This window comes from Rickettsia endosymbiont of Thecocarcelia acutangulata (assembly GCF_964263195.1).
GTDB lineage: Bacteria > Pseudomonadota > Alphaproteobacteria > Rickettsiales > Rickettsiaceae > Rickettsia > Rickettsia felis.
The window spans coordinates 25,021-50,716 of the sequence record NZ_OZ181652.1; the positions used below are offsets into that span (position 1 = coordinate 25,021).

Consider the following 25,696-nt stretch of genomic DNA (forward strand, 5'->3'; position numbering starts at 1 on the left):
TTGCAAACGGGCGTTGTTGCATGGATAGATAAAACGGATGTCATCCCGTGGCTTGACCACGGGGTGACAGCTAAAAGTACTGGATTCCCGCTTTTAGCTAGGAATAACATCGGTATCCACGCGGGCAACGCTTCTGCGGCAATGTAAAGCTATCCATGCAACAAAATTTTTAGCCGCTTGCAACAATAAGTAAGCGAGGCATTAATTTATTAATACTCTCTTTACTCATTTATAATTTTGTGTATAATAGCTTTTTAACAGAAAATTAGGTAAAAATTATGCTGGAAAGTACAACAACTACTATAGGAGCAGCTACTAGAATTACATTTAGCATGGAAGATATAGTGCCGGTAGAACCTGCTACTACAGTTACATTGACACTTAACGGAGAAGATATAGTAATAGGCGACACTATCACTACATTTGTAAGTTCTTCCGATATGAATTATAATATTTTAGCTAACGAAGCAATGGCTTCTTCGGCGAATGGAGTGCGTGTTATTATAGATAACCCCATAATTAATTTAATACAAGTAGAAAACGGTAGGACACTTACTTTTGCCGGTACTTCGTATACCGATATAGGTACAGTTCCTTTTTCAAATGATGCGGCAAGGATTTCGCTTAGAGCTGGACCTCAAATTATTACAGATGATTTGACTCCTACTATACTTAATAGATTAAAAGTTAAAAATTATAAAGCTATAAGGTTATCGGATGAGAAAAAAGTTGTTTGGGATGGAGCAGAAGTTTTATAGATATATGATACTAAATCAAGTTATATAGATACAATGTTTATTAAAGATATTAGATTCAAATTGTGTTGTCCTAAAAATGATTTTAATTACAATCATTTTGATCATAATGATAATGGAGGGGAAGGTCTCGGGATATTGATTGGTGATTCTCACCATAGCCTTATAGAGGTTTGTTAGTTTAATCTAATATAAGTCTTGTTGTATAGATAGCTAATTGACTTTTCAAAAAAATTGAGTAAAATCTCTTGCAAGAATAGCGGTAACGTTATTCTGGGGTTTCAAAGCCTCACTCCTAAGCGGTATTATCAGCCGTATAAATGGTATAATCCTCGACTTCATCGCGGTCGGGGAGATAATAGCTATGTACAGAGCTTAAAGCATTGCTTTAAGCTTAAAGGCTATTGTAGCTGTCTTAGGCGGTTCTTTGAACTCCCCCGACCACCAAGGGATATTTCTCTTCGGTGGTTGAAACTTGAGCAATTTAAGTTTAATCATGAGAGTAATTACATGTTCAACAAAAATAATAAATTATTGTCTAAAATATTACCGGTTTCTAAGAAAAATAAAGATTATAGTAAACTGATCCCCACTTTGTGCTTCGTTGTCCGCCCTTTCGCCTATTATTATAGGCTTCGCTCCTCACGTCTGTCACAAAATGGAGCTGAGTTTACTATAGAAAAACTAAGAGCTAAGTTTAAACAAAGGTTAGAAGAACAGGTAACATTAGATGATATAAAAAGAATAGAGCAATGTTCATTATATTTAGAAAGTATAAAATAATTCTAATATATAATATAAGTCTGTTAACTCTTACGATTATGTCATTACCTAGAAACGGTTGATGTCGTCATTGCAAGTGACTAAAGAGCTTGTTGCGTAGATACCTAAGTCGTCACTGCAAGCAGGCATTGTTGCGTGGACCGGTAAAATCCACTGTGTCACTCCGTGGCTTGCTAACTAGGTCCATAAAAACAATAATCCTGATTGAAAATAAAAATCAGCTCAATATATTACCTTATATTTAGTTAAAATTAATTAATCTTTGAGGTTTGATATGTTTTTATTTGAATTTAGTCGTGATAATAAATCGGCTTATTTATTAGGGTCAGTACATTTTTTAAGCATAGATTTCTTGCCAAAGGTAGCAAAAGAATTTTTATTGAAACAGAAAATACTTATTACCGAAGGAGATGGAGAAAAATCTGTTTCAGAGAGATTACAACTCTTATCAGACTTAAAATTGCTAAATAAAAATGCTGATAGTACCCATGATGATATTGATCCAAGAATATTAAAGATAGCAGCAAAAGCTTTATCTCATAAATCGGAATTGAATCTTAAATTACATGATTTATCTCATGAAGGGGTTATAATGTTTGCTGCACAGGAAGGACATAAAGGTATGGATTCGGAGTTAGCAAGACATTACAGTCAAGAAGGAAAGTTAGTGCAAAACTTAGATGACACGAATACTATGCAAGGTATGGACATACAATACCTTGAGAATTATGTTATTTCCTGTATAGAAGACCCAAGATAGATGAATATCATATCTTTAGAATATTTGAAAGGGCATATGTTGACAGATATGATCCCATCAGATGATGCACTGCTCATTAAACAACGTAACACAGCATGGATAACTAAAATAGATCATTACTTTAAAGAATATAATAAAGATATTGTATGTTGTGTAGGAACAGCACACTTATTTGGTGAATATGGCTTGCTAAAGCTATTAATAGAAAGAGGATATTTAATTAATAGAATTAATAATGATTTAAGTAAAATTGGATTCTCTAGCGATGATTTAAATGAATTAGAATCATCAGCTAAAGATTTATTTATCTATAACGAAAATATAAATGAGTGGTTCATCAATAAGGAATTAGACATAGAATCAGAGAATAACCTATTATATGAAGCAATAAGTTTGGCTAATCCATTCTATGAGTTTCAAAGTGATACTAGTATAGAAAATAATAATTGTGTAGAAATTTTAGGATAAAATTAAATTAGTAGCCAAAATAAAAATCTCCTTTTATCTTGGCTACACATTATTTAAAACTCCTTTCTAAAAGAATTTTAATACTGCCTTTCAAAGTACAAAGTAAATACAAGCAATCCTTGAAAGAAATTTATTATGTCTCTATTATTAAATATAATTCATTAAATTAAATTTAAGGCTAAGTAATCGTGACTGATCAAAATTTTTCTAATTTAGTACCGGTAAATATCGAAGATGAGATGAAAGTATCTTATCTTGATTATGCTATGAGTGTTATAGTAAGTAGAGCTATACCGGATGTTCGGGACGGCTTAAAGCCGGTGCATCGCCGAATTATCTATTCTATGTATGAAGCCGGTAATCATGCTAGCAAACCTTATAGAAAATCTGCAAGAATTGTCGGTGACGTGATGGGTAAATACCATCCGCACGGTGACAGTGCTATTTACGACTCGTTAGTACGTATGGCACAAGATTTTTCCTTGCGTTTACCGCTTGTAGACGGGCAGGGTAATTTCGGCTCGATGGACGGTGATGCGGCGGCGGCAATGAGATATACCGAATCTCGAATGGCCAAAGTTTCGCATAAGCTCGTAGAGGATATCGATAAAGAGACTGTCAGCTTTAACCCTAATTACGATGGTTCTGAAGAAGAGCCTTCCGTACTTCCTGCAATGTTTCCTAATTTATTGGTTAACGGTAGCGGAGGTATTGCGGTCGGTATGGCAACTAATATCCCTCCGCACAATTTAGGTGAGGTTATCGATGCTTGTTGTTTATATATAGATAATAACAATATAGAAATATTAGATTTACTAGAAGTTGTTAAAGGACCGGATTTTCCTACAGGTTCAATGATTTTAGGCATTAGCGGTATTAGATCGGCATATCTTACCGGTAGAGGCAGTATAATTATGCGAGGTCGAGCCGAGATTGAGAATATCGGTAATAGCCGTCAAGCAATTATTATTACCGAAATACCGTATATGGTAAATAAAGCAAGGCTTGTTGAAAAGATTGCTGAGATGGTTAAAGAGAAACGTATTGAGGGTATAAGTGATTTACGTGACGAATCGAATAAAAACGGTGTAAGAATTTTTATTGAATTAAAGAAAGATGTAGTTGCTGAGGTAGTCTTAAATCAAATATACGCATGTACGCAGCTACAAACTAGCTTTGGTGTTATTATGCTTGCTCTTAAAGACGGGCTACCGAAAATGATGAATTTGAAAGAAGTAATTGCAGCTTTCGTTAGTTTTAGGGAAGTGGTAATTACTAACCGTACTATATATTTGCTAAATAAAGCAAGAGATAGAGCACATATTTTACTAGGGTTAACCATTGCCGTTAGTAATATCGATGAAATAATACGTATTATCAAAGCTTCAAATGACCCGAATGCAGCTAAGCAAGAATTAATGGCACGCAGCTGGGATACGTTAAATATTCTACCTCTTGTGAAGCTAGTTGATGATAAAGCAATGTTAAATGAGCAAGGCAAATGTAGCTTTACTGAGGTGCAAGCTAAGGCAATCTTAGAAATGAGGCTACAACGTCTAACCGCTATGGAGAAAAACAAGCTTGAAGAGGATTTAAAAAACCTTGCTACGGAAATTGCCGAGTATCTTAATATACTCGGCTCTCGTATAAGGTTACTTGAGATTTTAAAGGAAGAGCTAATTAAAGTTAAAGAAGAATTTGCGACTCCTCGTCTTACTTCAATTGAATTCGGCGAATTTGATCAAGATATAGAAGATTTAATTCAGCGTGAAGAAATGGTAGTAACCGTAACGCTTGGTGGGTATATCAAGCGTGTACCTCTAAGTAGCTATCGTTCGCAAAAACGTGGCGGTAAAGGAAGATCAGGGCTTTCAATGCGTGATGAAGATATTACCACACAAGTTTTTGTCGGTAGTACTCATACGCCAATGTTGTTCTTCTCAAATATAGGTCAGGTTTATAGTTTAAAACTATATAAATTACCTTTAAGTAATCCGCAAGGTAAAGGAAGACCAATGGTTAATATATTACCGTTGAAAGAAAATGAGCATATTACGAATATTATGCCGCTACCTGAAAATCAGGATGAGTGGGATAATTTAAATATTATGTTTGCAACTGCTAAGGGTAACATCAGAAGAAGCGATTTATTAGATTTCAAAAAAATTCAGTCGAACGGTAAAATTGCTATTAGGCTTGATGAGGACGATAAATTAATAGACGTAAAACCATGTAAAGAAGACGAGCATATTTTACTTGCTACCAAAGCCGGTAAAGCTTTAAGATTCCCTGTTGAATCGCTGCGTGTTATTAAGAGCCGTACTTCCGACGGAGTGCGAGGTATGAAACTTGCCAAGGAGGATTCTGTAATTTCTATGACTGTGCTTAAAGGCATTAGCAGTACAAAAGAGGATAGAGATGCTTATTTAACAGTGCCATGGGAAAAAAGGCTTGAGATTGCTAAAGGTGAGGAGTTTAACCTTGAAGAGTTAAGTGTAACTTTGACTGCAGATTCTATTTTAGAAATGGCAAATTCCGAAGAATTTATCTTGACGGTTACAGAGAACGGTTTTGGTAAAAGAAGCTCGGCTTATGGCTATAGAATTACTGACCGTGGTGGCAGCGGTATAATCAATATGGATATTAACGACAAAATCGGTTTAGTCGTCGGTGTTATGCCAGTTAAAATGGATGATGAGCTAATGCTGATCACCAATAGCGGTAAGTTAATTCGCTGTAAACTTGAGTCAGTGCGTATTACGGGACGTAACACTAGCGGCGTAATCCTATTTAAGCTAGATGACGGTGAAAAAGTCGTATCTGTCTCTTTAATTGCTGAAACTTCTGAAAGCGAAGAAGATAGTGAGTTAGAGGAAGAGGGATTAGAACAATCTGAAGAGGTGTATACTTGATCAACTTCAAAAATTGGCTACGTCATCCTACAAGAGCTGTGGTGCTCACGTATTAAGTATACACTCCGCTCCTCGCTTTGTGGATTCCTTGCTCTTTTTGAAGTTGATCTTCGTATACTACTGTTCATTTTACTTTGAAGTATAATGGTGATGTTGTTTTTAGTTAAGGCGTTGTTGCGTGGATCGGCAAACCTACTCAGTGTCATACCGCGACTTGATCGTGGTATCCAGAAAAATAATAAAAAAATTCTGTAAACTAGAATTTTTTTCTTCCTTGCTTCGTCGAATTATTTCGTAATTTTCCTCGCAATGACGTTAATTTATTAACTACTCTGCTTTTAGTTAGCAATACCTCCCAAAGAACTTCTAGAGAAGTATTGCAACACTAATTTTTCTCTCTATAATAACTGTATATTGAATTTATGAATATGCACATATTAACTTTTCAGTCTTTCTTTACTACTACAACCGGTTCAAGCCGGTAACAATATCTCTATATCTTTCTTTTAATTATATCCACCACTTTAAATTAACTAATTATTATTAGGTAAGTTTTATGTTTCGTAAAATGCCACTTATTTTAATGGCTATTATCATAGCTATCATATTATTCAACCCACTAATGAGTTTAGAAGTAAAAAGGTTATTATATTCAATAAGTCTATCTATTAAATCTATAATTGGATTATTTCTTCCTTTAATTATTTTTGGCTTACTTTTTAAATCTGTTGTAATGCTAGCCAAAGATGCAACACGTATAGTTTTCTTAATATTATTACTAGTATGTGGGTCTAATTTTTGTTCTACTTTCATAAGTCATTATGTAGGTATATACATATATCAATTCAATTTATCAATGATCTCTCCTATAGAAAATGATAGTTTAAAGCCTTTATGGTTGCTTAATTTTCCTAATATTATTTCTAATGATAAAATCGTATTTAGTAGTATTATCTTAGGCTTTATATCCTCAAAATTTTGTGCTGAGATTGCAATTGGATTGGCTTTCAAGATAGAAGCATTTGTTGCAAAAATATTGCGATTGTTTATCTATATAATTCCCTTATTTATAATGGGCTTTATCGTAAAACTACAGTTTGATGAAGTATTAGGTATAATTATTAAAGATTATATGTTCATTTTTGGGACAATCGCATTTGCTCAGTTTGGCTATATCTTTCTTGCTTATTTTATTTTAAGTAACTGTCGAGTTAAGGAATTCATAGCTAGCCTCAGTAATATGATGCCAGCATCTATAAGTGTATTTAGTGCTATGTCTAGTGTTATAAGTATGCCACTTAGTATAATAGGAGCGGAAAATAATACAAATAATAAAGTACTCGCTCGTACCGTTGTACCAATAACAGTAAATATTCATCTTGTGGGCGATTGTTTCGCTATACCAATTTTGGCTTATGCTATAATAAAAAGTTATGGATTAGCTGAGCCTACTTTATTTAATTATCTTATTTTTACTTTTTATTTTGTATTGGCAAAATTTTTAGTAGCAGCTATACCAGGTGGAGGAATTATTGTAATGCTTCCTATACTTGAACAATATCTAGGTTTTAATACTAATATGATGTCTCTGATTACAGCTCTTTATATCTTGTTTGATCCTGTAATCACTTGTGCTAATGTTTTAGGAAATGGTGCTTTTGTTAAACTGATAGATAATATATATAGTATAACTCAGAAAGCTTAGATTAGGTTTCTCAAAATACTCTAGGTTCTTGCGTGCGGAAAATTAAATTATTTGTATTTTTAGATATTTTTAAGCGGAAATTAATAAGAACGCAAGAACCTAATATCTCTTTTTCTTTTAAAGTAATTGTTGAATTATCTATATTTAATAAATGAGATATTTGTGTCCCTAGAATTGTTATTTTTTGTGAAGAATTAGTTAATTTTTGAACTGGATCTCAAATATTAATTAGATAATTGATTTAAAAGAGAAAAAGCATATAATCTTTGTGTAGGAAATTATATATTGAGTAATAAATTATGATGTGGTTATTAATTGCTATTGGTTTAACCGTTTCGGTTCTTATTATAGGGGTAGTGTCGATGGCTATCGGAGGAAAGTTTGATAAGAAATTTAGTTCAAAGTTAATGACTTTAAGAGTTTTTTTTCAGGCAGTTGCTATATTGTTATTGATTATAATATATTTTTATAAAGTTAATTTATAAATGCCTGAAAATAACTCAAAAGCTACTTAATCGATTTCTCTAATTTTTTCCCGTAATTCTTCCCATTTGTCTAAAATTTCTTCTAATGTAACTTCTTCGACTTTTTTCTCTTCATCTTCAAAGTCCTTTAAATCTCTAATCAGTTTCTCTAGCTTTAATAATGAAATTTTTTTTTCATTATACTGATCGCTACAATGTTCTTCGAGTTGTTCGGCAATTTCTTCAATATCACCCCAATGCATTGCTATTCCTCCTTAATTTTATGCAAGCCTTATTTATTAACATGTTATCTGATATTTGCTATTATTTTTTACTAAATAATTATTAATTCGACAAATTATTGCAAATAGGTGAGTTTATTATGCAACTATTGCCGGAATTAGGCGGGTTTACTTTCTTTACATTTTGGTGGTTTTATGGTATATTAAAATAAAATATTAAGATTTAATTATGTCAATATTACTGATAGTAACGGCACCTGATGAAAGATTAAAGCAGAAATCTCAGCCGGTTTTAGAGTTTACAGATCAAACACGAAAATTTATGGATGATATGCTTAAAACTATGTACCATGAAGACGGTGCAGGGCTTGCAGCAGTACAAGTAGGGGTATTGAAACGTATTTTAGTAATTGATATAAAAGATCATGATCCGGTAGAAAGACCAAAGGATTTTTATCCGCTTTTTATAGTGAATCCTGAAATAATAGAAAAATCAGAAGAGCTAATTACGGCTAATGAAGGTTGTATATCAGTACCGGAGCAACGTATTGAGGTGGCAAGACCGGAATCTATAAAGATTAGGTATTTAGACTATCATGGTAAATCGCAAGAGCTTAAAGCAAATGATTGGCTTGCAAGAGTTATCCAGCATGAGTATGATCATTTGGAAGGTAAGCTCATGATTGATTATTTAAGTAATTTAAAACGAGATGTGGTGCTTCGTAAGCTTAAGAAACTCAAAAATAATATAGTGTGAAAGTAATCTTTATGGGAACGCCTGAATTTGCAGTTCCCGCTCTTAAAAAACTTATAACTCATCATGAAGTTAAAGCTGTTTTTACCCAGCAACCTAAAGCTAAGGGCAGAGGGCTTAACTTAGCTAAATCTCCAATACATCAATTAGCATTTGAGCATCAAATTCCTGTTTATACTCCTTCTACTCTTCGTAATGATGAAATAATAAATCTAATTAATAAGAGTAATGCTGATATTATAGTTGTTATTGCATATGGTTTTATTGTGCCGAAAGCTATATTAGAAGCTAAAAAATACGGCTGTCTTAATATCCATCCATCCGATTTGCCTCGTCACAGAGGAGCGGCTCCTCTGCAGCGTACTATTATAGAGGGTGATCGGAAAAGTAGCGTATGTATTATGCGTATGGATGCAGGGCTTGATACGGGTGATATATTGATGAAAGAAGATTTTGATTTAGAAGAAAGGACAACATTGGAAGAATTGCACAATAAATGTGCTAATTTAGGAGCTGAATTACTAATAAAAACACTTGCAAATATTGATAATATAGTACCGATAAAACAGTCAAGTGATGGTGTTACGTATGCTCATAAATTAACTAAAGAAGAAGGAAAAATTAATTGGCATGAATCCGCATATAAAATAGATTGTAAAATAAGAGGGATGAATCCCTGGCCCGGAGCATATTTTAGTTATAATGATAAAATAATTAAAATCCTTGAAGCAGAATATTTAAATGCGGAGCATCACTTTACTTCCGGCACCGTTATTAGCGATAAGCTGGAAATAGCTTGTGGAAGAGGTATATTACGAGTGAAAAAACTTCAGCAAGAGAGTAAAAAAGCTTTGAATATAGAAGAATTTTTACGTGGTACAAATATTTTAAAAGATACAATATTAAAATAAGAGTATTAATTATGGGTAAAGATAAAAAAGAAGTTAGGTTTAATGATGATTTAGACATTAAGGAATTTATCTTAAAGCTTGAAAAGAATAGTGATATTTATTCTATAAAAAGGAAAGTAATTAATATATTAGATGATGAAGTAGAGAATCAAACTAAGCTACTTACGGAAACTCAATTTCTTGTGAAAAAAACTCCACACGGTAAAACATCTCAATATGAAATTAGCGACTTTATTAACAAAGCTGGCGAACATATAAACGATCCAAAGCAAATAAAAGAAATTTCAAAATTATACACTCATGCCGAATTTGCTGATTTACAGAAAAATATTTTAGGTAAATTTGATAAGAACGGTAATTTAAGTATAACTAAAGATTTTGAAATTGATGAAAATCTAGTCTTTAGAAAAGACGGTAAATTATTGTTTGTTAAAACTCAAAGCGGTTTGATAAACAGAGAAGGAGAAATGAAAGCGGTAAATCATGTTTTACAAAAAGGCAGATTCTTTTTTGAAGATTTAGGCGATAAGGTAAATACAAAATTAGGGACTGAAAATCTAAACAAAAAGCCGACAAAGCCTATTCTAAAAAGAGATTAAAATAACTTTAAACCACCTAGTAAGAAATAAAATTAAAATTATTTGAAATTAGTGTTTGACAAGCTTTGAAAATATAGATATAAAATCATCACGCAAAGTTTGAATAAGTAAAACTTTGTAGCTGTTTAAAAAGTTGATAAAGCTAAAAACTAAATACACCGCGATAATAAAAATTTATATTGTGAGTAGATACTGAAAATAATTGTGAAATTAATTCTGTATGCATCGTGTAATCTCAAGTAAAAAGCGTAAGTAAATATAATAAGAGCATTTGGTGGATGCCTTGGCATTAGAAGGCGATGAAGGACGTAATACGCTGCGATAAGCTTCGGGGAGTTGCGAATAAACTTTGATCCGAAGGTTTCCGAATGGGGAAACCCACCTAATTTATTAGGTATTGTATAGTGAATACATAGCTATATGAAGCAAACCCAGCAAATTGAAATATCTAAGTAGCTGGAGGAAAGGACATCAACCGAGACTCCGTTAGTAGTGACGAGCGAACGCGGACCAGGCCAGTGGCTTCAAAAAAATAACTAAAACAACATGGAAAGGTTGACCATAGAGAGTGATAGTCCCGTATAGGTAAAAAGTTTGAAGTCCTTGAGTAAGACGGGACACGTGAAATCCTGTCTGAACATAGGGGGACCACCCTCTAAGCCTAAGTACTCTCTAGTGACCGATAGTGAACAAGTACCGTGAGGGAAAGGTGAAAAGTACCCCGATAAGGGGAGTGAAATAGTATCTGAAACCAAATGCTTACAAGCAGTCGGAGCAAGCATATTTATATGTCTTGTGACGGCGTACCTTTTGTATAATGGGTCAGCGACTTAGTTTATCTAGCAAGCTTAAGCCGTTAGGTGTAGGCGTAGCGAAAGCGAGTCTGAATAAGGCGTTTTAGTTAGATGAATTAGACCCGAAACCGGGTGATCTAGCCATGGCCAGGTTGAAAGCAGAGTAAAATCCGCTGAAGGACCGAACCCACTACTGTTGAAAAAGTAGGGGATGAGCTGTGGTTAGGGGTGAAAGGCCAATCAAACTCGGATATAGCTGGTTCTCCGCGAAATCTATTTAGGTAGAGCGTTATAGCGATTACCGTCGAAGGTAGAGCACTGAATGAGCTAGGGGGTCCCACAGACTTACCAAACTCAATCAAACTCCGAATGTCGACGAGTACAGCATAGCAGACAGACTATGGGTGCTAAGGTCCATAGTCGAGAGGGAAAAAGCCCAGACCGCCATCTAAGGTCCCTAAATCATGACTAAGTGTTAAAGGATGTGAGAAGACCAAAACAACTAGGATGTTGGCTTAGAAGCAGCCATCATTTAAAGAAAGCGTAATAGCTCACTAGTCTAAGTAAGTTTTCTTGCGCCAACAATGTAACGGGGCTCAAGTCATGTACCGAAGATGCGGATTCACTCTAAGCGTGAGTGGTAGCGGAGCGTTCCGTAAGCCTGCGAAGGTGAACCGTAAGGTTTGCTGGAGGTATCGGAAGTGAGAATGCTGACATAAGTAGCGATAAAGAATGTGAGAAACATTCTCGCCGAAAGTCCAAGGGTTCTTGCGTAAAGTTAATCTGTGCAAGGTTAGTCGGCCCCTAAGATGAGGCTGAAAGGCGTAATCGATGGGAATCAGGTTAATATTCCTGAACCTGAAGGATGTGACGAAAATAGTAAATTGTACAGTCTTATTGGATTGATTGTGCAGTGAATATTTTCCAGGAAATAACACCTTCACATGGACCTCTCACATAGCTTACTTTATAGAGAGAAATTTGTAGGAGACACGAAACGCAAAACCGCAGCGTACATAAGCGTACGTGAGGATTTGAGTTGAGGGGTGACGCACAAATTGTCTCTAAAAATAAGTTATGTGAGAGGTCCATAAAGACCGTACCCGAAACCGACACAGGTGGACAGGTAGAGTATACCAAGGCGCTTGAGAGAACGATGCTGAAGGAACTAGGCAAATTGCATCTGTAACTTCGGAAGAAAGATGACCTGTATATGGGCAACCATGTGCAGGTGGCACAAGCTAGGGGGTAGCGACTGTTTATTAAAAACACAAGGCTCTGCAAAGTCAATAGACGACGTATAGGGTCTGACGCCTGCCCAGTGCTGGAAGATTAAAAGGAGGGGTGCAAGCTCTGAATTGAAGTCCCAGTGAACGGCGGCCGTAACTATGACGGTCCTAAGGTAGCGAAATTCCTTGTCGGGTAAGTTCCGACCCGCACGAATGGCGTAACGATTTCCCCACTGTCTCCAGTATCGACTCAGCGAAATTGAATTCTCCGTGAAGATGCGGAGTTCCCGCGGTCAGACGGAAAGACCCCGTGAACCTTTACTATAGCTTTGCACTGGTGTTAGGAATCAGATGTGCAGGATAGGTGGGAGACTACGAAGCGAAGGCGTCAGCCCTTGTGGAGTCACCCTTGAGATACCACCCTTTTGGTTCTTGACATCTAACCGAGATCCTTGAATCAGGATCCGAGACAATGCATGGTGGGTAGTTTGACTGGGGCGGTCGCCTCCCAAAGAGTAACGGAGGCGTGCGATGGTTAGCTCAGGTTGGTCGGAAATCAACTTTTAGAGTGCAATGGCATAAGCTAGCCTGACTGCAAGTCTGACAAGACGAGCAGAGACGAAAGTCGGTCATAGTGATCCGGTGGTCCCGAGTGGAAGGGCCATCGCTCAACGAATAAAAGGTACTCCGGGGATAACAGGCTGATGATTTCCAAGCGTCCATAGCGACGAAATCGTTTGGCACCTCGATGTCGGCTCATCACATCCTGGGGCTGGAGAAGGTCCCAAGGGTTCGGCTGTTCGCCGATTAAAGTGGTACGTGAGCTGGGTTTAGAACGTCGTGAGACAGTTCGGTCCCTATCTGCCGTGGGTGTAGGAAGTTTGAGAGGAACTGCCTTTAGTACGAGAGGACCGAGGTGGACGTACCCCTGGTGGACCAGTTGTCGTGCCAACGGCACAGCTGGGTAGCTAAGTACGGAAGGGATAACCGCTGAATGCATCTAAGCAGGAAACCCACCTCAAAACTAGACTTCCCCATTAGAGCCGTGGAAGACCACCACGTTGATAGGTCGGGTGTGGAAGTGCAGTAATGCGTGTAGCTAACCGATACTAATAGCTCGATTGATTTACTTTGCTGTGAGATTACATATGCATATAGTGTTAATTCTATAAAAATGTAGTATCAACTCACAAAGTTATCAGGTTAAATTAGCTTTATCAATGAATAAAAATGTTGTTGCACAGCTAATAATGTCATACCGTGGTCCCGCCACGGTATCTAGAAAAATTTTTAATATTTAGATTCCTGCTTCCGCAGGAATGACAAATTTAGTCATGCAACAACATTAACAGCAAGCCATACAAATCTATTTTTTTAAAAGTTTGTATTGCTAGCTTGGTGGTTATAGCATGAGTGAAACACACGATCCCATCCCGAACTCGAACGTGAAACTTCATAGCACTAATGGTACTATGTCATAAGGCATGGGAGAGTAAGTCGCTGCCAAGCTTGCAATGCAAATTTTTAATTATCTTTTTTTCTCTTTATGAGATATTGTATATTCATAATTCTTATCCTCTTCTATATTAGTAATGCTTATGCATTAAAGAATAAACATCAACTTATTTCCATAGAATCGCTAAAATCTAACATAGAAATTAAAAAGTTATTTAAAGAAGAAAATACTGAACAATTTATTTTAGAGTTACCAAATGGCACAGTAATTAATGAAGGTGGAATTTTAACTCAAGAAGGTTATATTCTACAAGATACTCAAACAAGCTTAGGTGATCAACATCGTTTATTAAATAAGAAACGAGATATTAATACAGAAAATCCTTTATATTTTAATGGAAAATTAGCAGTAATTTCATCTTCTGGTTCTGAAAATTGGTATCATTGGCTGCTACAAATTTTGCCTAGATTAATTATATTAAAAGAATCGGATCTTGAATATGACCGTATCTATATTAATAATTTAAAATATTCATGGCAAATTAAGTCATTAGAAATAGTATTAAATTATTTAAATATACCGGAAGATAAGCTTTTTGTAGTAAATAGCGATTGTATAATTCAAGCTACTAGACTAATTGTTCCATCTGTACCGTTTATTCCGGTAAAAGGTACAATTTTGCCTTTATGGTTAAAAAAAGATTTAAGAAATATTTTTATTAAAGATAATAGTAAAGTATACGATAAAATATATATTTCTCGTAAATACGCTTCTACCCGAAAAATAGTTAATGAAGAAAAATTAATAGAAAAAATTGAGAAACTTGGTTTTAAGGCAATATATCTAGAGCTATATTCTCCGTATGAACAAGCCCAGCTTTTTAATAAAGCAAAAATAATAGTTGGACCGCATGGATCAGGATTTGCTAATCTTATTTTTGCAGCTCCAAAATGTAAACTAGTAGAGATTGATCACGGCACAACTCCTCCTAGAAGTTTTTATAAAAGAATGGCAAATTATATGTCATGTGATTATTATCCTTTCTATGTAGAACAGACAACAGAAGAACATTTAGAAGATGATATAAAAATCAATATTGATGAATTTATTAAATTTCTTAGGTCTATCTGTAAATAAATTTTAATTAGTAATTAAAGAGCTTTTTAGCGAAAATTGATAAGATTTTTGAAGGGAAAATATTCATATTTCAATCTCTTAAGGAAGTTAATTCTTAAAATCATTATTTAATAAATAAGATTCGCTATTCATTTCATTTAGTCTTGAAATAGTGCGTTTGAATTCTGCGGCTCGTGCTGAACCTTGATATATTTTACTCGGCTTATCTTCTAGGCTCATAAATAAAAGTATTTTATAGAAATAGGCATTATCGATAAAGTTGATAAATCTAACGGCTGTATTTGTATCATTAGCATCGATAGTATGAACATTCCCTACTATAATAACGTTGAAATTTTGACAAATATTAACATAATCGATATAGCTTAAGTCTCTTGTAAATAATTCATTATAATCTGTTACTAATATTCTTTTATGTACTTTTTGAAAGGATATTTCTCTACCTAGAACCTGTATATTTTGAAAAACGAGATTATTATCACTAATATCTGTGATAATTTTTTCAAGTTTGTTTTGGTTTTCTAAAGTTAAGGGATAAATTATCCTTGCCCCTTTAACTCCTAATGCTTTATCAAATCGATAATCATGGTGATTATCTAGATATTTAACGTAAAATGTATTATTGATTATCTTTATAAAAGGTAAGAAAGATTCTCGTTGTAATCCGTCTTTGTAAAGATTATTGGGACTCGTGTTAGAGGTTATAAAAATAAAAATATTTTGCTTTATTAATTCATTAAATAATCTACCTATTATCATTGCATCGGTAATGTCTTTAATTTCAAACTCATCTATACATAACAGTTTAGTATGTTTAGCATAGTTTTTAGCAATTTTAGGGATGATATCTTTTTGATTTTCTGTTTGTAATTTATGCATAGATTTATGAGTTTCCTGCATAAAGTTCTGATAATGGATAATGATTTTAGGTATGCTTATCTCTTCAAAAAAAGAATTCATCAGCATAGTCTTACCGCTGCCCACCGGACCGTATAAATAAATTCCGCTTTTTAAATTGTTTTGATTAAAGAATTTGAATAAGCTTTTAGGCTTATTAAGTTCTGCTGCTAACTGTTTTAGTTCTTCTAATAACGCAGTCTGTTTTTCGTCCAGTATTAATGAAGTAGAGGATTTGCTCATCCAAAATATTTTTTATCTAATTTGTTATAGGTTTTTTCTAAAATCGGCAGATATAACTTTATATTCTGAAAAACTTGTTTTGCATCTTCATATTTGTAAACATGAGAGGTAACATTTCGATCTTTAAGCATTTCGAGCCACATTTGTTCATCATCAATTATGTTAAATTGAAAGGCTTTACTCATTACATCCCTTGGATTAGTACTATCAATCTCCTCGTAAGTTAATATTTTTTTAAAACTTTCCAAAATAGTTCTATTACGAACCTGAATCTTAATAATGCAGCATCGTACATATAGTCGTTTTTGTTAGTTTCAGAAGCATGAATAACTTCTGCAAGCAGTACAATTCTTTGATTTAAATAGTTAAAAGTTTGTTGCATGTTTATATTATAATATTTATTAACTAAAGGTGTTATTGCATCATGGCTCTTATGCTATTCCTGCGAAAGCAGGAATCCAGCGTAAAGCGAGATAAATCGAGCTTTTAATTTCAAAAGTTTGCTGTATGTATGCTTTTTCTAGATTCCCGCCTACGCGGGAATGACATAGAAGAGCCATGCGACAACCCCTTTCGCTCTTTCTTGACGATTGTGATTATCATTTCCTATACAAAACTGTTGCATCGCCATAACTGAAAAAACACATTTTTTCTTTTATAGCATATTTATATAATTCGTGCATCTCTTTAAATCCGGCAAAAGCACATATAAGCATAAATAAAGTGGATTTCGGAAAATGGAAATTGGTAAGCAGCATATCGGCCGTTTGAAATTTAAAGCCGGGAGTTATGAAGATATCAGTTTCAAAGCTACCTGCTTTTATAATGCCGTTATTGCAAGCACTCTCAAGAGTTCTAAGCGTGGTAGTGCCGACTGCGATAATACGCCTCCTTTCTTGCTTTGCTTTATTGATGATTTCAGCAGTTTCAGGAGTAATAGAGCAATATTCGGTATGCATTTTATGCTCATGAATATTTTCAGTTTTTACAGGTAAAAAAGTTCCAGCTCCTACATGTAAGGTTACAAAAGCGGCATGTACGCCTTTTATTTTGAGTTTATCAAGTATATCTTTTGTAAAGTGCAACCCTGCCGTCGGTGCTGCAACCGAACCTTCTATTTGACTATAGATTGTTTGATAGCGTAGAGAGTCTAGCTTATCGTCATTGCTAGGCGTCCTTTTGGACTCCGTGGCAATCTCAGGATTTTGTGATGAGATTGCTTCGTCAGAACTCTCTTCTTCCTCGCAATGACGTTTAGAACGTCTAATATAAACCGGTAGCGGCATCTCACCGTATTTGTCCAAAAATTCAAATACCGAAATATTATCAAGTTCAAATTTTACTTTAATCTCACCCATTGCAAGTTTTTCGGTAATTATTACCTTATGATTATCAAAATAAAACTCATCGCCTATATTAAGTTTTCGAGCCGGTTTAGCAAAAGCCGACCAACTATCATCCGATAATTTTTGATTCAAATTTATTGTAATATTTCTCTCTAAATTTAACTTTGCTTTTATCACTTTGCTATTATTAAAGACTAATAAATCCCCTTCTTTTAAGTAATCTATTATATTGTAGAATTTGATTTTAATAGGCGGCATAGCCGCAATTAGTAAATCCGAGTTATCACGTTCGCTAGATGGATATTGTGCTATAAGCTCGCTTGGTAAATTAAAGTCAAAATCAGATAGTTTCATTATAGAATATTAGCAGTTAAAGAAATTACTATAACAGCATATTACGATATTTAATATAATATTTTAGTTTATTGATTATTTACTAATAAATAAATTATTTGTTGATAAAATGATTTTTTTCTGTACGATACAAAATACTATTAATTGAATAATTAAAGAAATATTTATGAAAGCACAAGCAGAAACAATAGAAATAACCGATGATATAATTAAGAATAAGTTTGATGAGATATTAAGCGGTAAAGATATAGAAGAACAACAAATTATGGGGTTTATAGATAAAGTAAAAAGATATGAATTTTTAAGAGAGAGCTTTGTTCAAGAAGTAAAAAATTCAATTAATTCTGGGGATTCACTGCGTTCAGTAGATAGCGATGCATATTCTAAAATTTCTAGAATAGTAAATGATCCGGTAAATGCTATATATAATGCAATCATAAAGAATGATATTAATTTAGTGGAAGCTTTATTAACAAGTTTAGAAGTTGATCCAAATACAGAATTTAATAAACATACAGATAGCACCTTTTTAGAAGTTGCTTGCCGTAAGAATAATAAACAAATAGCTAAGCTTTTGCTTGAAAAAGGAGCAGATATAAACTTTCTTAGTACGCGAGATACAACGCCTTTATTTGACGCTATAAACGATAAGCACCAAGATATTGTAGAATTTCTTCTTGAAAATAATGCTGATCCTAATATTGGAGAGAACGATAGATCTTGTTTAGATATAGCGATTTTTGCAAAACAAGATGTATCTTTAGTAACTACGTTACTTGCTCACGGTGCTAATATGGAATTTGAAACACATGGAAGACCTCTATTTCAAAGATTAATGGGTTATTTTATAAATGCTACGGGTAATCAAGCTAAAATGAATATCATAAAAGTATTTTTACAGTATGGTGCTAATCCGGATATACTCACTCTTGGTGGTAAAGCGGTTCGTGACGATGAAACAATTTATAAACCTCTGAGAACTCTTTTAACGCTTGAATCCGCATTTCGTAAGAATGATTATAAGGAAATTAAATCTATTAATAAGAAAGATTTAGTAGCATTTGTTCAATGGAAATCAGGAATATTGCCGGTTGAAAAAAATGCTTCTAAAGATGAGTATATCAAAAGCCTATTAGAACTAGATAAATTTTCAAAACAAGTGGAAGAGGAGTCTATAAAACAACCGCTAATAAAATGCATCGTAAAAAAAGTTGCAGATATTATTAGAGGTAGCGTTGAAGGTACGATAACATTTGATGATGAGTTAACGTATAATACTGCACTGGATTTACTGAAAAAAACGGGTTTCAAGTTCAAGTAACAGGAGAAGCAGAAGGGCATATTGACTTAGTTTAAAGGTTGAGGTCGGTATTATGTCAAGTAAGGTTTGCTTGCGTGTATACTAAAGGTCGTCATTGCGAGGCGTTCTTTGGGACGCCGTGGCAATCTCAGGATGCTTGACAAGATTGCCACGTCGCTTCGCTCCTCGCAATGACGGGGCGGTATCCACGCAGGCAACACATCCTCACACTATCAATCCTTTAACTTGGGAGTTCCATAATTTTTGATATAGCTTACTATTTTTCAGTAATTCTGCGTGGCTACCATCATCGATTATACTACCTTTTTCAAAAACTAAAATCCTATCCATATTGAGTAAAGTAGATAATCTATGAGCAATGACTATCACGGTTTTATTTTGCATTAAATAATCCATTGACTCTTGAATCAGGCTTTCAGTCTCGCTATCTAAGCTACTTGTTGCTTCATCAAGAATCAAAATAGGAGCATTTTTTAAGATGGCTCTTGCTATAATGATTCTTTGACGCTGACCGCCGGATAAATTATTTCCTCGCTCTCCGCACATAGTATCGTAACCGTCCGGTAGATTATCGATAACATCATGAATATGTGCAGCTTTTGCAGCAATTATAACCTCTTCAAGAGTAGCTTCTTTTTTCCCGTATCTGATATTTTCCAAAATAGTACGGTGAAAAAGTACCGGTTCTTGCGGTATAAGGCTAATAGCTTTTCTTAGAGAATCTTGAGTTACGTTTTTAATATTTTGATTATCTATTAAAATCATTCCTTCTTCTATATCATGTAATCTAGTGAGTAAACTAATAAAAGTGGTTTTTCCTGAACCGGAAAACCCGACTAGTCCTACTTTTTGTTTACTAGGTATTAATACCGATTTATTATAAAATAAATTGTTATTATGATGATAATTAAACGTAACGTTTCTAAATTCGATAACCCCTTCTTTGATATCTAAAGGAGTAGCGTTTTCAATATCCGTTATAATATGCGGTGCCATTAAAGATAAGCCTTGATTAAATGCCCCGACCTGCTCGAACATATCACCGATTTCTTGCGTTAAATCCCAAATATCGTCTGCTACATTTATACATAACGTTAGCACTAATACGCAATCACCTATGCTTATAGATAATTCGCTACGAAGTTTAGATAAATAATAAATCATTATAAAAATCATTATTGAACAAGAAGTCCCAAGAGCATAACGCAATTTGAACATAAAAAATTGCATAGTTTGCTCATCAGCCACGGCATTTTCTACCCTTGTTTCTAAATGTTGACGTTCAAATTTATGGGCTGTAAACATTCTAACCGCATTAATGTTGCTAATTGCATCTACGATACTACCGGCAACAAAAGATTGGCTTCTAGCATAATTTAATGAGTATTTATTGATTTTATCCGAGAAAAGAACACTCAGCCCTAAAAAAACCGTAATCCATAAAATAAATATCGTAGCAAAAACGTAATGTACGGAATATAAAGCAATTAATGCAAATACGATAATAGCTAGTTTACGAAGAATTTTTTCACCGAATATTGAAATAATCATCTCAAACGATCTTGCGGTTTCGGTAATACGATTGCTAATATGTCCGGCTAAATTATCCTGAAAGAATTTATGGCTATGATATTGAGTATAATTATAAAGTTCATTTAGTATTTTTCCTTTTATTACGGGCATAGTCTTTAGATACAAATAATCATATGAACGATATGCTATATTAATACTCTCCCACCAAAGAGCATAAAATACTGCCCAGTAAATCATGGAAGATAAAAGGTTATTTGCGTTCTTATCACTGAAAGATTTGATTAGATCAATGATTTTCTGAAGTAATATACTATCAATTGCCGGAATCATACCGAGTAAAATACAGATTACAGTCAATAAAGTAATTTTAACTTTATCGAATTTTAAAAAATAAATACCTAAGCTAAATGTTGATTTAGATAAAGTAGGGTATTTTATCACGATAATGTACCTCAATTTTAAAATAATATATTAATTCGTGTTATTTCAGAGCATATTTTAATTTAATTATTTTGCAAAAATATACCTAAAAATATTAAATCTATGGAAAAATAATAAACAAGCCTTGCTTCTTACCTTAAATAATGCTACAAAATTCAGAAAATAACTTCAAAATCATTAGAAATGCAAGAAAAAGAATTATCTAATAATTTTTTAGAAGAACAAGAAAAGTCTAAGGAAGACGATTCTCCGTTCTTTGATGTAAAATATATTTGTCAAGCAAGTTTATTAATTACGGATTCTATCCGAAAAGGGTATGATGTAACTCAATTGCCCAATGGTGATATTAATGTTACAGAAGTAAGAATAGTAAATGTTCATTATAATTGGAACTCCGAAAAAGGAAAATTTGTTAAAACTAATCAGATAGAATTTAATAATAGCAAAGGTGGATGATTAAATCAAATATTGTATTGATGTTATTGTGTACTTCAGTTTTTTCGTCATTGCAAGCGGGCATTGCCCGTGTGATACCAAGTCGTCATTGCGAGCAGCCGTAGGATGCGTGGCAATCTCATGAATAATAAGAAATTCCTTAGATTGCTTCGTCAAAATTTTCAATTTTTTCTCGCAATGACGTTGAATCTTAAAACAGCAGCTTAAATATGGAATTTGATCAAGTATTATTATCGAGGATTCAGTTTGCTTTTACCATAAGTTTTCATATAATATTTCCTGCTTTTACTATAGGGCTTGCAAGCTTTTTAGCGGTAATTGAAGGGTTATGGTTAAAAACAAAAAAGCCGGTTTATCAAGAAATATACAAATTTTGGGTGAAGATTTTTGCCGTTACTTTCGGTATGGGAGTAGTTTCAGGCGTTGTAATGTCTTATCAATTCGGTACTAACTGGTCGAATTTTTCAGATAAGGTTGGAAATGTCCTCGGTCCGCTTCTCGGTTTTGAAGTATTTACTGCCTTTTTCCTCGAATCTTCTTTTTTAGGTATAATGTTATTCGGCTTTAATAAAGTCAGTAAAAAAGTACATTTTATTTCTACGTTAATAGTTGCTGTTGGTACTGTAATCTCAGCTTTTTGGATACTTGCAGCTAGTAGCTGGATGCATACGCCTGCTGGTTTTGAACTGCGAGGCGATGGGTTCTTTTTTCCTTTAAATTGGCTAGAAATTATCTTTAACCCTTCTTTCCTATATCGCTTTTTCCATATGATTACGGCGGCTTATTTAACTACTTCTTTTGTTATCGGTGGTGTAGCTAGCTTTTATTTACTAAATAATCGTTATAAAGAGCATGCTGAAATTATGCTTTTTATGGCGGTGTTAATGGCGTTAATCGTTGCCCCTATTCAAATATTTATCGGCGATTTGCATGGTTTAAATACTCTTAAATATCAGCCGGTTAAAGTTTCGGCTATGGAAGGTATTTGGAATACGGAAAAAGGAGCAGCTTTTAATCTTATCGGCTTTCCTGATGGGGAAGAAGAAAAAACAAAATATGCTTTAGAAATACCGTATGCTAGTAGTTTAATCTTAACACATAGCTTAGACGGTGAAGTGAAAGGATTAAAAGAATGGACAAAAGAAGAGCGCCCGCCTGTGCTAGTCGTATTTTTTAGCTTCCGTATTATGATAGGAATCGGTTTCTTAATGGTATTTACAGGTATTGCGGGCTTATATCTTTACTTGAAGAAAAGATTATATACTACGCACTGGTTTCAATATTGGTATATATTAATGTCACCTTCAGGTTTTATTGCAGTACTTGCCGGTTGGTTTGTAACCGAGGTAGGTAGACAACCTTATATAGTATATAATATTTTAAAAACCGCAGATACGGTATCACCGGTACTCGGCAAATATGTATTTATTTCTCTAATTGCTTTTGTAGTAGTATATGTGATCATTTTCGGAGCGGGTATATATTATATAATGCATTTAATAAAGAAAGGTATAGAAGCGATAGATAATAAAGAAACGTACGGAGAGATCGAATTAAGTAATCGGTTGTGATTTATGTCATTCCCGTGTGGACCGGTAAAACCAACTGTGTCACCCCGTGGCTTGACCACGGGGTCCATAAAAACAATAAAAAATACTAAAATTATTAGTATTTTAACTGGATCCCGTGGTCAAGCCACGGGATGACAGAGATAAAATTGTTCCACGCAACAATGTCATGCGGGGATGACATAAAATATTTAAACACATAAAGATAATATATGTTAAACTTTGCACCTTATATAGATTTACCGCTTATTTGGGGTGGTCTTATAGCTACTGCTATTTGTTTATATGTTTTATTAGACGGTTTTGATTTAGGAGTAGGAATCTTATTTCCGTTTGCACCTACCGATGATTGCCGTCATAAAATGATCAATTCTATTGCTCCTTTTTGGGACGGTAACGAAACTTGGTTAGTACTTGGCGGTGGTGGTTTATTTGCAGCTTTCCCATTGGCATATTCGCTATTAATGCCGGCTTTATATATTCCTATTACATTGATGTTACTTGGCTTAATCTTTCGAGGTGTAGCTTTTGAGTTTCGTTTTAAGGCTCATATAGGTCATCGTTATATTTGGGATTACGCTTTTCATTTTGGTTCTATGCTTGCTGTTTTTTGTCAAGGTTTAATGCTTGGTACGTTTGTCCAAGGAATAGAGATAGAAGGACGAGAATTTGCAGGAGGGAGTTTTGATTTCCTTACTCCCTTCTCCGTTATGACGGGGATAGCATTAATATTCGGTTATGCACTCTTAGGTGCTACTTGGCTTATTCTGAAAACAGAAAAGAAAACACAAGATTGGGCTTATAAATCTGCCTTATATATTTTATTTTACGTTGCACTTTTTATGGGGATTGTAAGCTTATGGGTTCCTTTCTTAAATAACCACATAAATCATCGTTGGTTTAGTGTGCCTAATATTTACTATTTATCGATTGTACCTATTGTAACTGCTTTAATATTTATTAAGTTAATTAAAGCCGTTAAGCAAAAAAAAGAAGTAAAGCCGTTTATTTATACGATCTTGTTATTTTTATTAGGATATTTAGGGCTTGCGATAAGTATATGGCCATATATCGTTCCTTATAAAGTTACGCTCGAAACCGCAGTAGCAGCACCGGAGTCACAGTCTTTACTATTAATAGGGGCTGGGATATTCCTACCTGTCATACTTGGCTATACTTTCTATTGTTATTATATATTCCGTGGCAAATCATCTCATCATCCGATATATTAAAAAAATAACCTCTTGTCTAAAAGGGTGGCAATGGTTTATTATTCTATGGCTCAGCGGATTATTATCCACGCTACTTTTAACTTATATAGTTAAGTTGGTGTTTAGGATGATAGGGTAAAATTATTGTTATTACAGTGCAGTAATGTCATTCCCGCTAGGCATTGTTGCATGGACCAATTTTACCTCTGTCATCCCGTGGCTTGACCACGGGATCCAGTTAAAATACTAAAATTATTAGTATTTGTTTATTATTTTTATGGATTCCGTGGTCAAGCCACGGAATGACACCAGATATGTTTTTCGATATATGTAACAAGGTTTAAGTTTCTTGCAATGACATTATTAAGTATATGACAAAAATCTCAGCATTTATTATTACCAAAAATGAATCGGCAAGGATAGCAAGAGCTATAAATAGTGTAAAAAATATTACTGATGAAGTGATAGTAGTCGATAGCGAAAGTACTGATGATACGGTAGCAATCGCTGAACAATTAGGAGCAAAGGTAATAGTAAAGCCGTGGCTTGGCTATGTAGGACAGAAATCTTTTGCCGAGAGCCTTTGCGTAAATGATTGGATTCTTAATATTGATGCCGATGAGGAGTTGTCTAAAGAGTTACAAGACGAAATAGAGTATATTTTTGCCTCTCATAATCAAGATCGTTATTTGGCTTATCAAATAAAGCTGTTAATAATGCATCGTAATGACCAAAAGCCACGAATGTTTGCTCCGTTTAATAAATGTACTCGGTTGTATAATAAAAAATTTGCAAGTTTTGCAAATACCGTAAATAGTACTACTCATGATTCGGTGGTATTTAACAAAGATGTTGATTTTGTAGGTAAAATTTATCTATTAAATGAAGCTGCTTATCATTATTCCGGTACTTCAATTGAGCAGTTGGTAACTAAAGCAAATTTTTATTCTAGCGAGCAAGCAAAAGATTTAGTTAAGCAAGGAAAAAAACTTTCAAATTTTCGTTTAACAACTGAAATGATATGGTGGTTTTTTAAAGCGTTTTTTATCAGACGCTATTTTGTATTCGGTTTTGACGGTTTTGTAGATTCAATGATTTTTGCCTTTGCAAGGTTTTTACGTCTTGCTAAGTTAAGAGAGTCGTTGCTTAAATCAAAAAACGTCATTGCGAGCGACTATAGGCATTATTGCATGGACACCAAGTCGTCATTGCGAGGAGCGAAGCGACGCGGCAATCCAGAAAAATAATTAAAAAAATTCTGATATACAGAATTTTTTACTAGATTGCTTCATCAAAACTTACAGTTTTTTCTTGCAATGACGGGGCGGTATCCACGCAACAACACCTCCTCGCAATG

At 34.2% G+C, this 25,696-nt stretch carries 24 protein-coding genes and 2 rRNA genes; 19 read left to right on the forward strand and 7 right to left on the reverse strand.

What is annotated here, in order from left to right; all coding sequences use genetic code 11:
- The first annotated feature begins 278 nt into the window (after positions 1-278).
- From ACE38Q_RS00135 to ACE38Q_RS00170, 8 genes are all read left to right on the forward strand, one after another.
- Positions 279-758, forward strand: coding sequence for a hypothetical protein (locus tag ACE38Q_RS00135; protein ID WP_500189609.1), 480 nt, complete (start codon positions 279-281; stop codon positions 756-758).
- Positions 759-1,265: 507 nt separating this feature from the next.
- The gene (locus tag ACE38Q_RS00140) at positions 1,266-1,538 is read left to right on the forward strand and encodes a hypothetical protein (protein ID WP_500189610.1); all 273 of its coding nucleotides are present in this window, start codon (positions 1,266-1,268) and stop codon (positions 1,536-1,538) included.
- 274 nt (positions 1,539-1,812) lie between these two features.
- Positions 1,813-2,298 carry a hypothetical protein gene (locus ACE38Q_RS00145; RefSeq protein ID WP_500189611.1) on the forward strand — a complete coding sequence of 162 codons (486 nt, stop codon included), beginning with the start codon at positions 1,813-1,815 and terminating at the stop codon, positions 2,296-2,298.
- Between the two features lie 48 nt (positions 2,299-2,346).
- Positions 2,347-2,766: a TraB/GumN family protein gene (locus ACE38Q_RS00150; RefSeq protein WP_500189612.1), complete on the forward strand. Its 420-nt coding sequence runs from the start codon at positions 2,347-2,349 to the stop codon at positions 2,764-2,766.
- A gap of 188 nt (positions 2,767-2,954) precedes the next feature.
- Positions 2,955-5,678, forward strand: coding sequence for a DNA topoisomerase (ATP-hydrolyzing) subunit A (gene gyrA, locus ACE38Q_RS00155; protein ID WP_500189613.1), 2,724 nt, complete (start codon positions 2,955-2,957; stop codon positions 5,676-5,678).
- Positions 5,679-6,300: 622 nt separating this feature from the next.
- Complete coding sequence (locus ACE38Q_RS00160; protein WP_500191167.1) at positions 6,301-7,383, forward strand: cation:dicarboxylate symporter family transporter; 1,083 nt, start codon at positions 6,301-6,303, stop codon at positions 7,381-7,383.
- 32 nt (positions 7,384-7,415) lie between these two features.
- The gene (locus ACE38Q_RS00165; protein WP_081427741.1) at positions 7,416-7,538 is read left to right on the forward strand and encodes a peptide deformylase; all 123 of its coding nucleotides are present in this window, start codon (positions 7,416-7,418) and stop codon (positions 7,536-7,538) included.
- A gap of 144 nt (positions 7,539-7,682) precedes the next feature.
- Positions 7,683-7,868, forward strand: a complete 186-nt coding sequence (locus tag ACE38Q_RS00170; protein ID WP_040257119.1) for a twin transmembrane helix small protein — start codon at positions 7,683-7,685, stop codon at positions 7,866-7,868.
- A gap of 26 nt (positions 7,869-7,894) precedes the next feature.
- On the opposite strand, the gene iscX is transcribed toward ACE38Q_RS00170, so the two are convergent.
- Positions 7,895-8,110 (reverse strand): Fe-S cluster assembly protein IscX, encoded by a 216-nt coding sequence (iscX, locus tag ACE38Q_RS00175; protein WP_500189614.1) that lies wholly within the window; start codon positions 8,108-8,110, stop codon positions 7,895-7,897.
- A gap of 208 nt (positions 8,111-8,318) precedes the next feature.
- Between iscX and def the strand changes: the two genes are divergently transcribed.
- The 6 genes from def (at position 8,319) to ACE38Q_RS00205 (ending at position 14,969) form a co-directional block, all read left to right on the forward strand.
- The gene (gene def, locus ACE38Q_RS00180; protein WP_500189615.1) at positions 8,319-8,846 is read left to right on the forward strand and encodes a peptide deformylase; all 528 of its coding nucleotides are present in this window, start codon (positions 8,319-8,321) and stop codon (positions 8,844-8,846) included.
- Positions 8,843-9,754, forward strand: a complete 912-nt coding sequence (fmt, locus tag ACE38Q_RS00185; protein WP_500189616.1) for a methionyl-tRNA formyltransferase — start codon at positions 8,843-8,845, stop codon at positions 9,752-9,754. The genes def and fmt overlap by 4 nt, the downstream gene beginning before the upstream one ends.
- Positions 9,755-9,936: 182 nt before the next feature.
- Positions 9,937-10,353 carry a hypothetical protein gene (locus ACE38Q_RS00190; RefSeq protein ID WP_500191170.1) on the forward strand — a complete coding sequence of 139 codons (417 nt, stop codon included), beginning with the start codon at positions 9,937-9,939 and terminating at the stop codon, positions 10,351-10,353.
- A 250-nt stretch (positions 10,354-10,603) separates the two neighbouring features.
- Positions 10,604-13,510 (forward strand): 23S ribosomal RNA (locus ACE38Q_RS00195).
- Positions 13,511-13,770: 260 nt separating this feature from the next.
- Positions 13,771-13,885, forward strand: a 5S ribosomal RNA gene (gene rrf / locus ACE38Q_RS00200).
- A gap of 37 nt (positions 13,886-13,922) precedes the next feature.
- Positions 13,923-14,969 (forward strand): glycosyltransferase family 61 protein, encoded by a 1,047-nt coding sequence (locus tag ACE38Q_RS00205; RefSeq protein ID WP_500189617.1) that lies wholly within the window; start codon positions 13,923-13,925, stop codon positions 14,967-14,969.
- 87 nt (positions 14,970-15,056) lie between these two features.
- Here the strand turns inward: ACE38Q_RS00205 and zapE are convergent, their stop codons facing one another.
- The 5 genes from zapE to queA are packed head-to-tail and all read right to left on the reverse strand — an operon-like array spanning position 15,057 to position 17,809.
- On the reverse strand, positions 15,057-16,109 hold the full coding sequence (zapE, locus tag ACE38Q_RS00210; RefSeq protein WP_500189618.1) for a cell division protein ZapE: 1,053 nt from the start codon (positions 16,107-16,109) through the stop codon (positions 15,057-15,059).
- Positions 16,106-16,357: an HI0074 family nucleotidyltransferase substrate-binding subunit gene (locus tag ACE38Q_RS00215; protein WP_500189619.1), complete on the reverse strand. Its 252-nt coding sequence runs from the start codon at positions 16,355-16,357 to the stop codon at positions 16,106-16,108. The genes zapE and ACE38Q_RS00215 overlap by 4 nt, the downstream gene beginning before the upstream one ends.
- Positions 16,333-16,491, reverse strand: coding sequence for a hypothetical protein (locus ACE38Q_RS00220; RefSeq protein ID WP_500189620.1), 159 nt, complete (start codon positions 16,489-16,491; stop codon positions 16,333-16,335). Before ACE38Q_RS00220 ends, ACE38Q_RS00215 begins: the two co-directional genes overlap by 25 nt.
- A 49-nt stretch (positions 16,492-16,540) precedes the next feature.
- Entirely contained in the window at positions 16,541-16,669 is a 129-nt protein-coding gene (locus tag ACE38Q_RS00225) for a hypothetical protein (protein WP_500189621.1), read from the reverse strand.
- A gap of 39 nt (positions 16,670-16,708) precedes the next feature.
- On the reverse strand, positions 16,709-17,809 hold the full coding sequence (queA, locus tag ACE38Q_RS00230; protein ID WP_500189622.1) for a tRNA preQ1(34) S-adenosylmethionine ribosyltransferase-isomerase QueA: 1,101 nt from the start codon (positions 17,807-17,809) through the stop codon (positions 16,709-16,711).
- A gap of 166 nt (positions 17,810-17,975) precedes the next feature.
- On the opposite strand from queA, the gene ACE38Q_RS00235 reads away from it, so the two are divergent.
- A complete protein-coding gene (locus ACE38Q_RS00235) occupies positions 17,976-19,130 on the forward strand; it encodes an ankyrin repeat domain-containing protein (RefSeq protein WP_500189623.1) in 1,155 nt (384 codons plus the stop codon).
- Between the two features lie 204 nt (positions 19,131-19,334).
- Here ACE38Q_RS00235 and ACE38Q_RS00240 read toward each other — a convergent pair whose 3' ends face one another.
- Complete coding sequence (locus ACE38Q_RS00240; protein ID WP_500189624.1) at positions 19,335-21,104, reverse strand: ABC transporter ATP-binding protein; 1,770 nt, start codon at positions 21,102-21,104, stop codon at positions 19,335-19,337.
- A 183-nt stretch (positions 21,105-21,287) separates the two neighbouring features.
- Here ACE38Q_RS00240 and ACE38Q_RS00245 point away from each other — a divergent pair, with 183 nt between their 5' ends.
- The 4 genes from ACE38Q_RS00245 to ACE38Q_RS00260 all read left to right on the forward strand — a co-directional run bounded on the left by ACE38Q_RS00245 (position 21,288) and on the right by ACE38Q_RS00260 (position 25,586).
- Positions 21,288-21,560 carry a DUF2671 domain-containing protein gene (locus ACE38Q_RS00245; protein ID WP_010976947.1) on the forward strand — a complete coding sequence of 91 codons (273 nt, stop codon included), beginning with the start codon at positions 21,288-21,290 and terminating at the stop codon, positions 21,558-21,560.
- 209 nt (positions 21,561-21,769) lie between these two features.
- Entirely contained in the window at positions 21,770-23,131 is a 1,362-nt protein-coding gene (locus ACE38Q_RS00250; protein ID WP_500189625.1) for a cytochrome ubiquinol oxidase subunit I, read from the forward strand.
- A 209-nt stretch (positions 23,132-23,340) separates the two neighbouring features.
- Positions 23,341-24,360 (forward strand): cytochrome d ubiquinol oxidase subunit II, encoded by a 1,020-nt coding sequence (cydB, locus tag ACE38Q_RS00255; protein ID WP_500189626.1) that lies wholly within the window; start codon positions 23,341-23,343, stop codon positions 24,358-24,360.
- 350 nt (positions 24,361-24,710) lie between these two features.
- The gene (locus ACE38Q_RS00260; RefSeq protein ID WP_500189627.1) at positions 24,711-25,586 is read left to right on the forward strand and encodes a glycosyltransferase family 2 protein; all 876 of its coding nucleotides are present in this window, start codon (positions 24,711-24,713) and stop codon (positions 25,584-25,586) included.
- Positions 25,587-25,696: the final 110 nt, after the last annotated feature.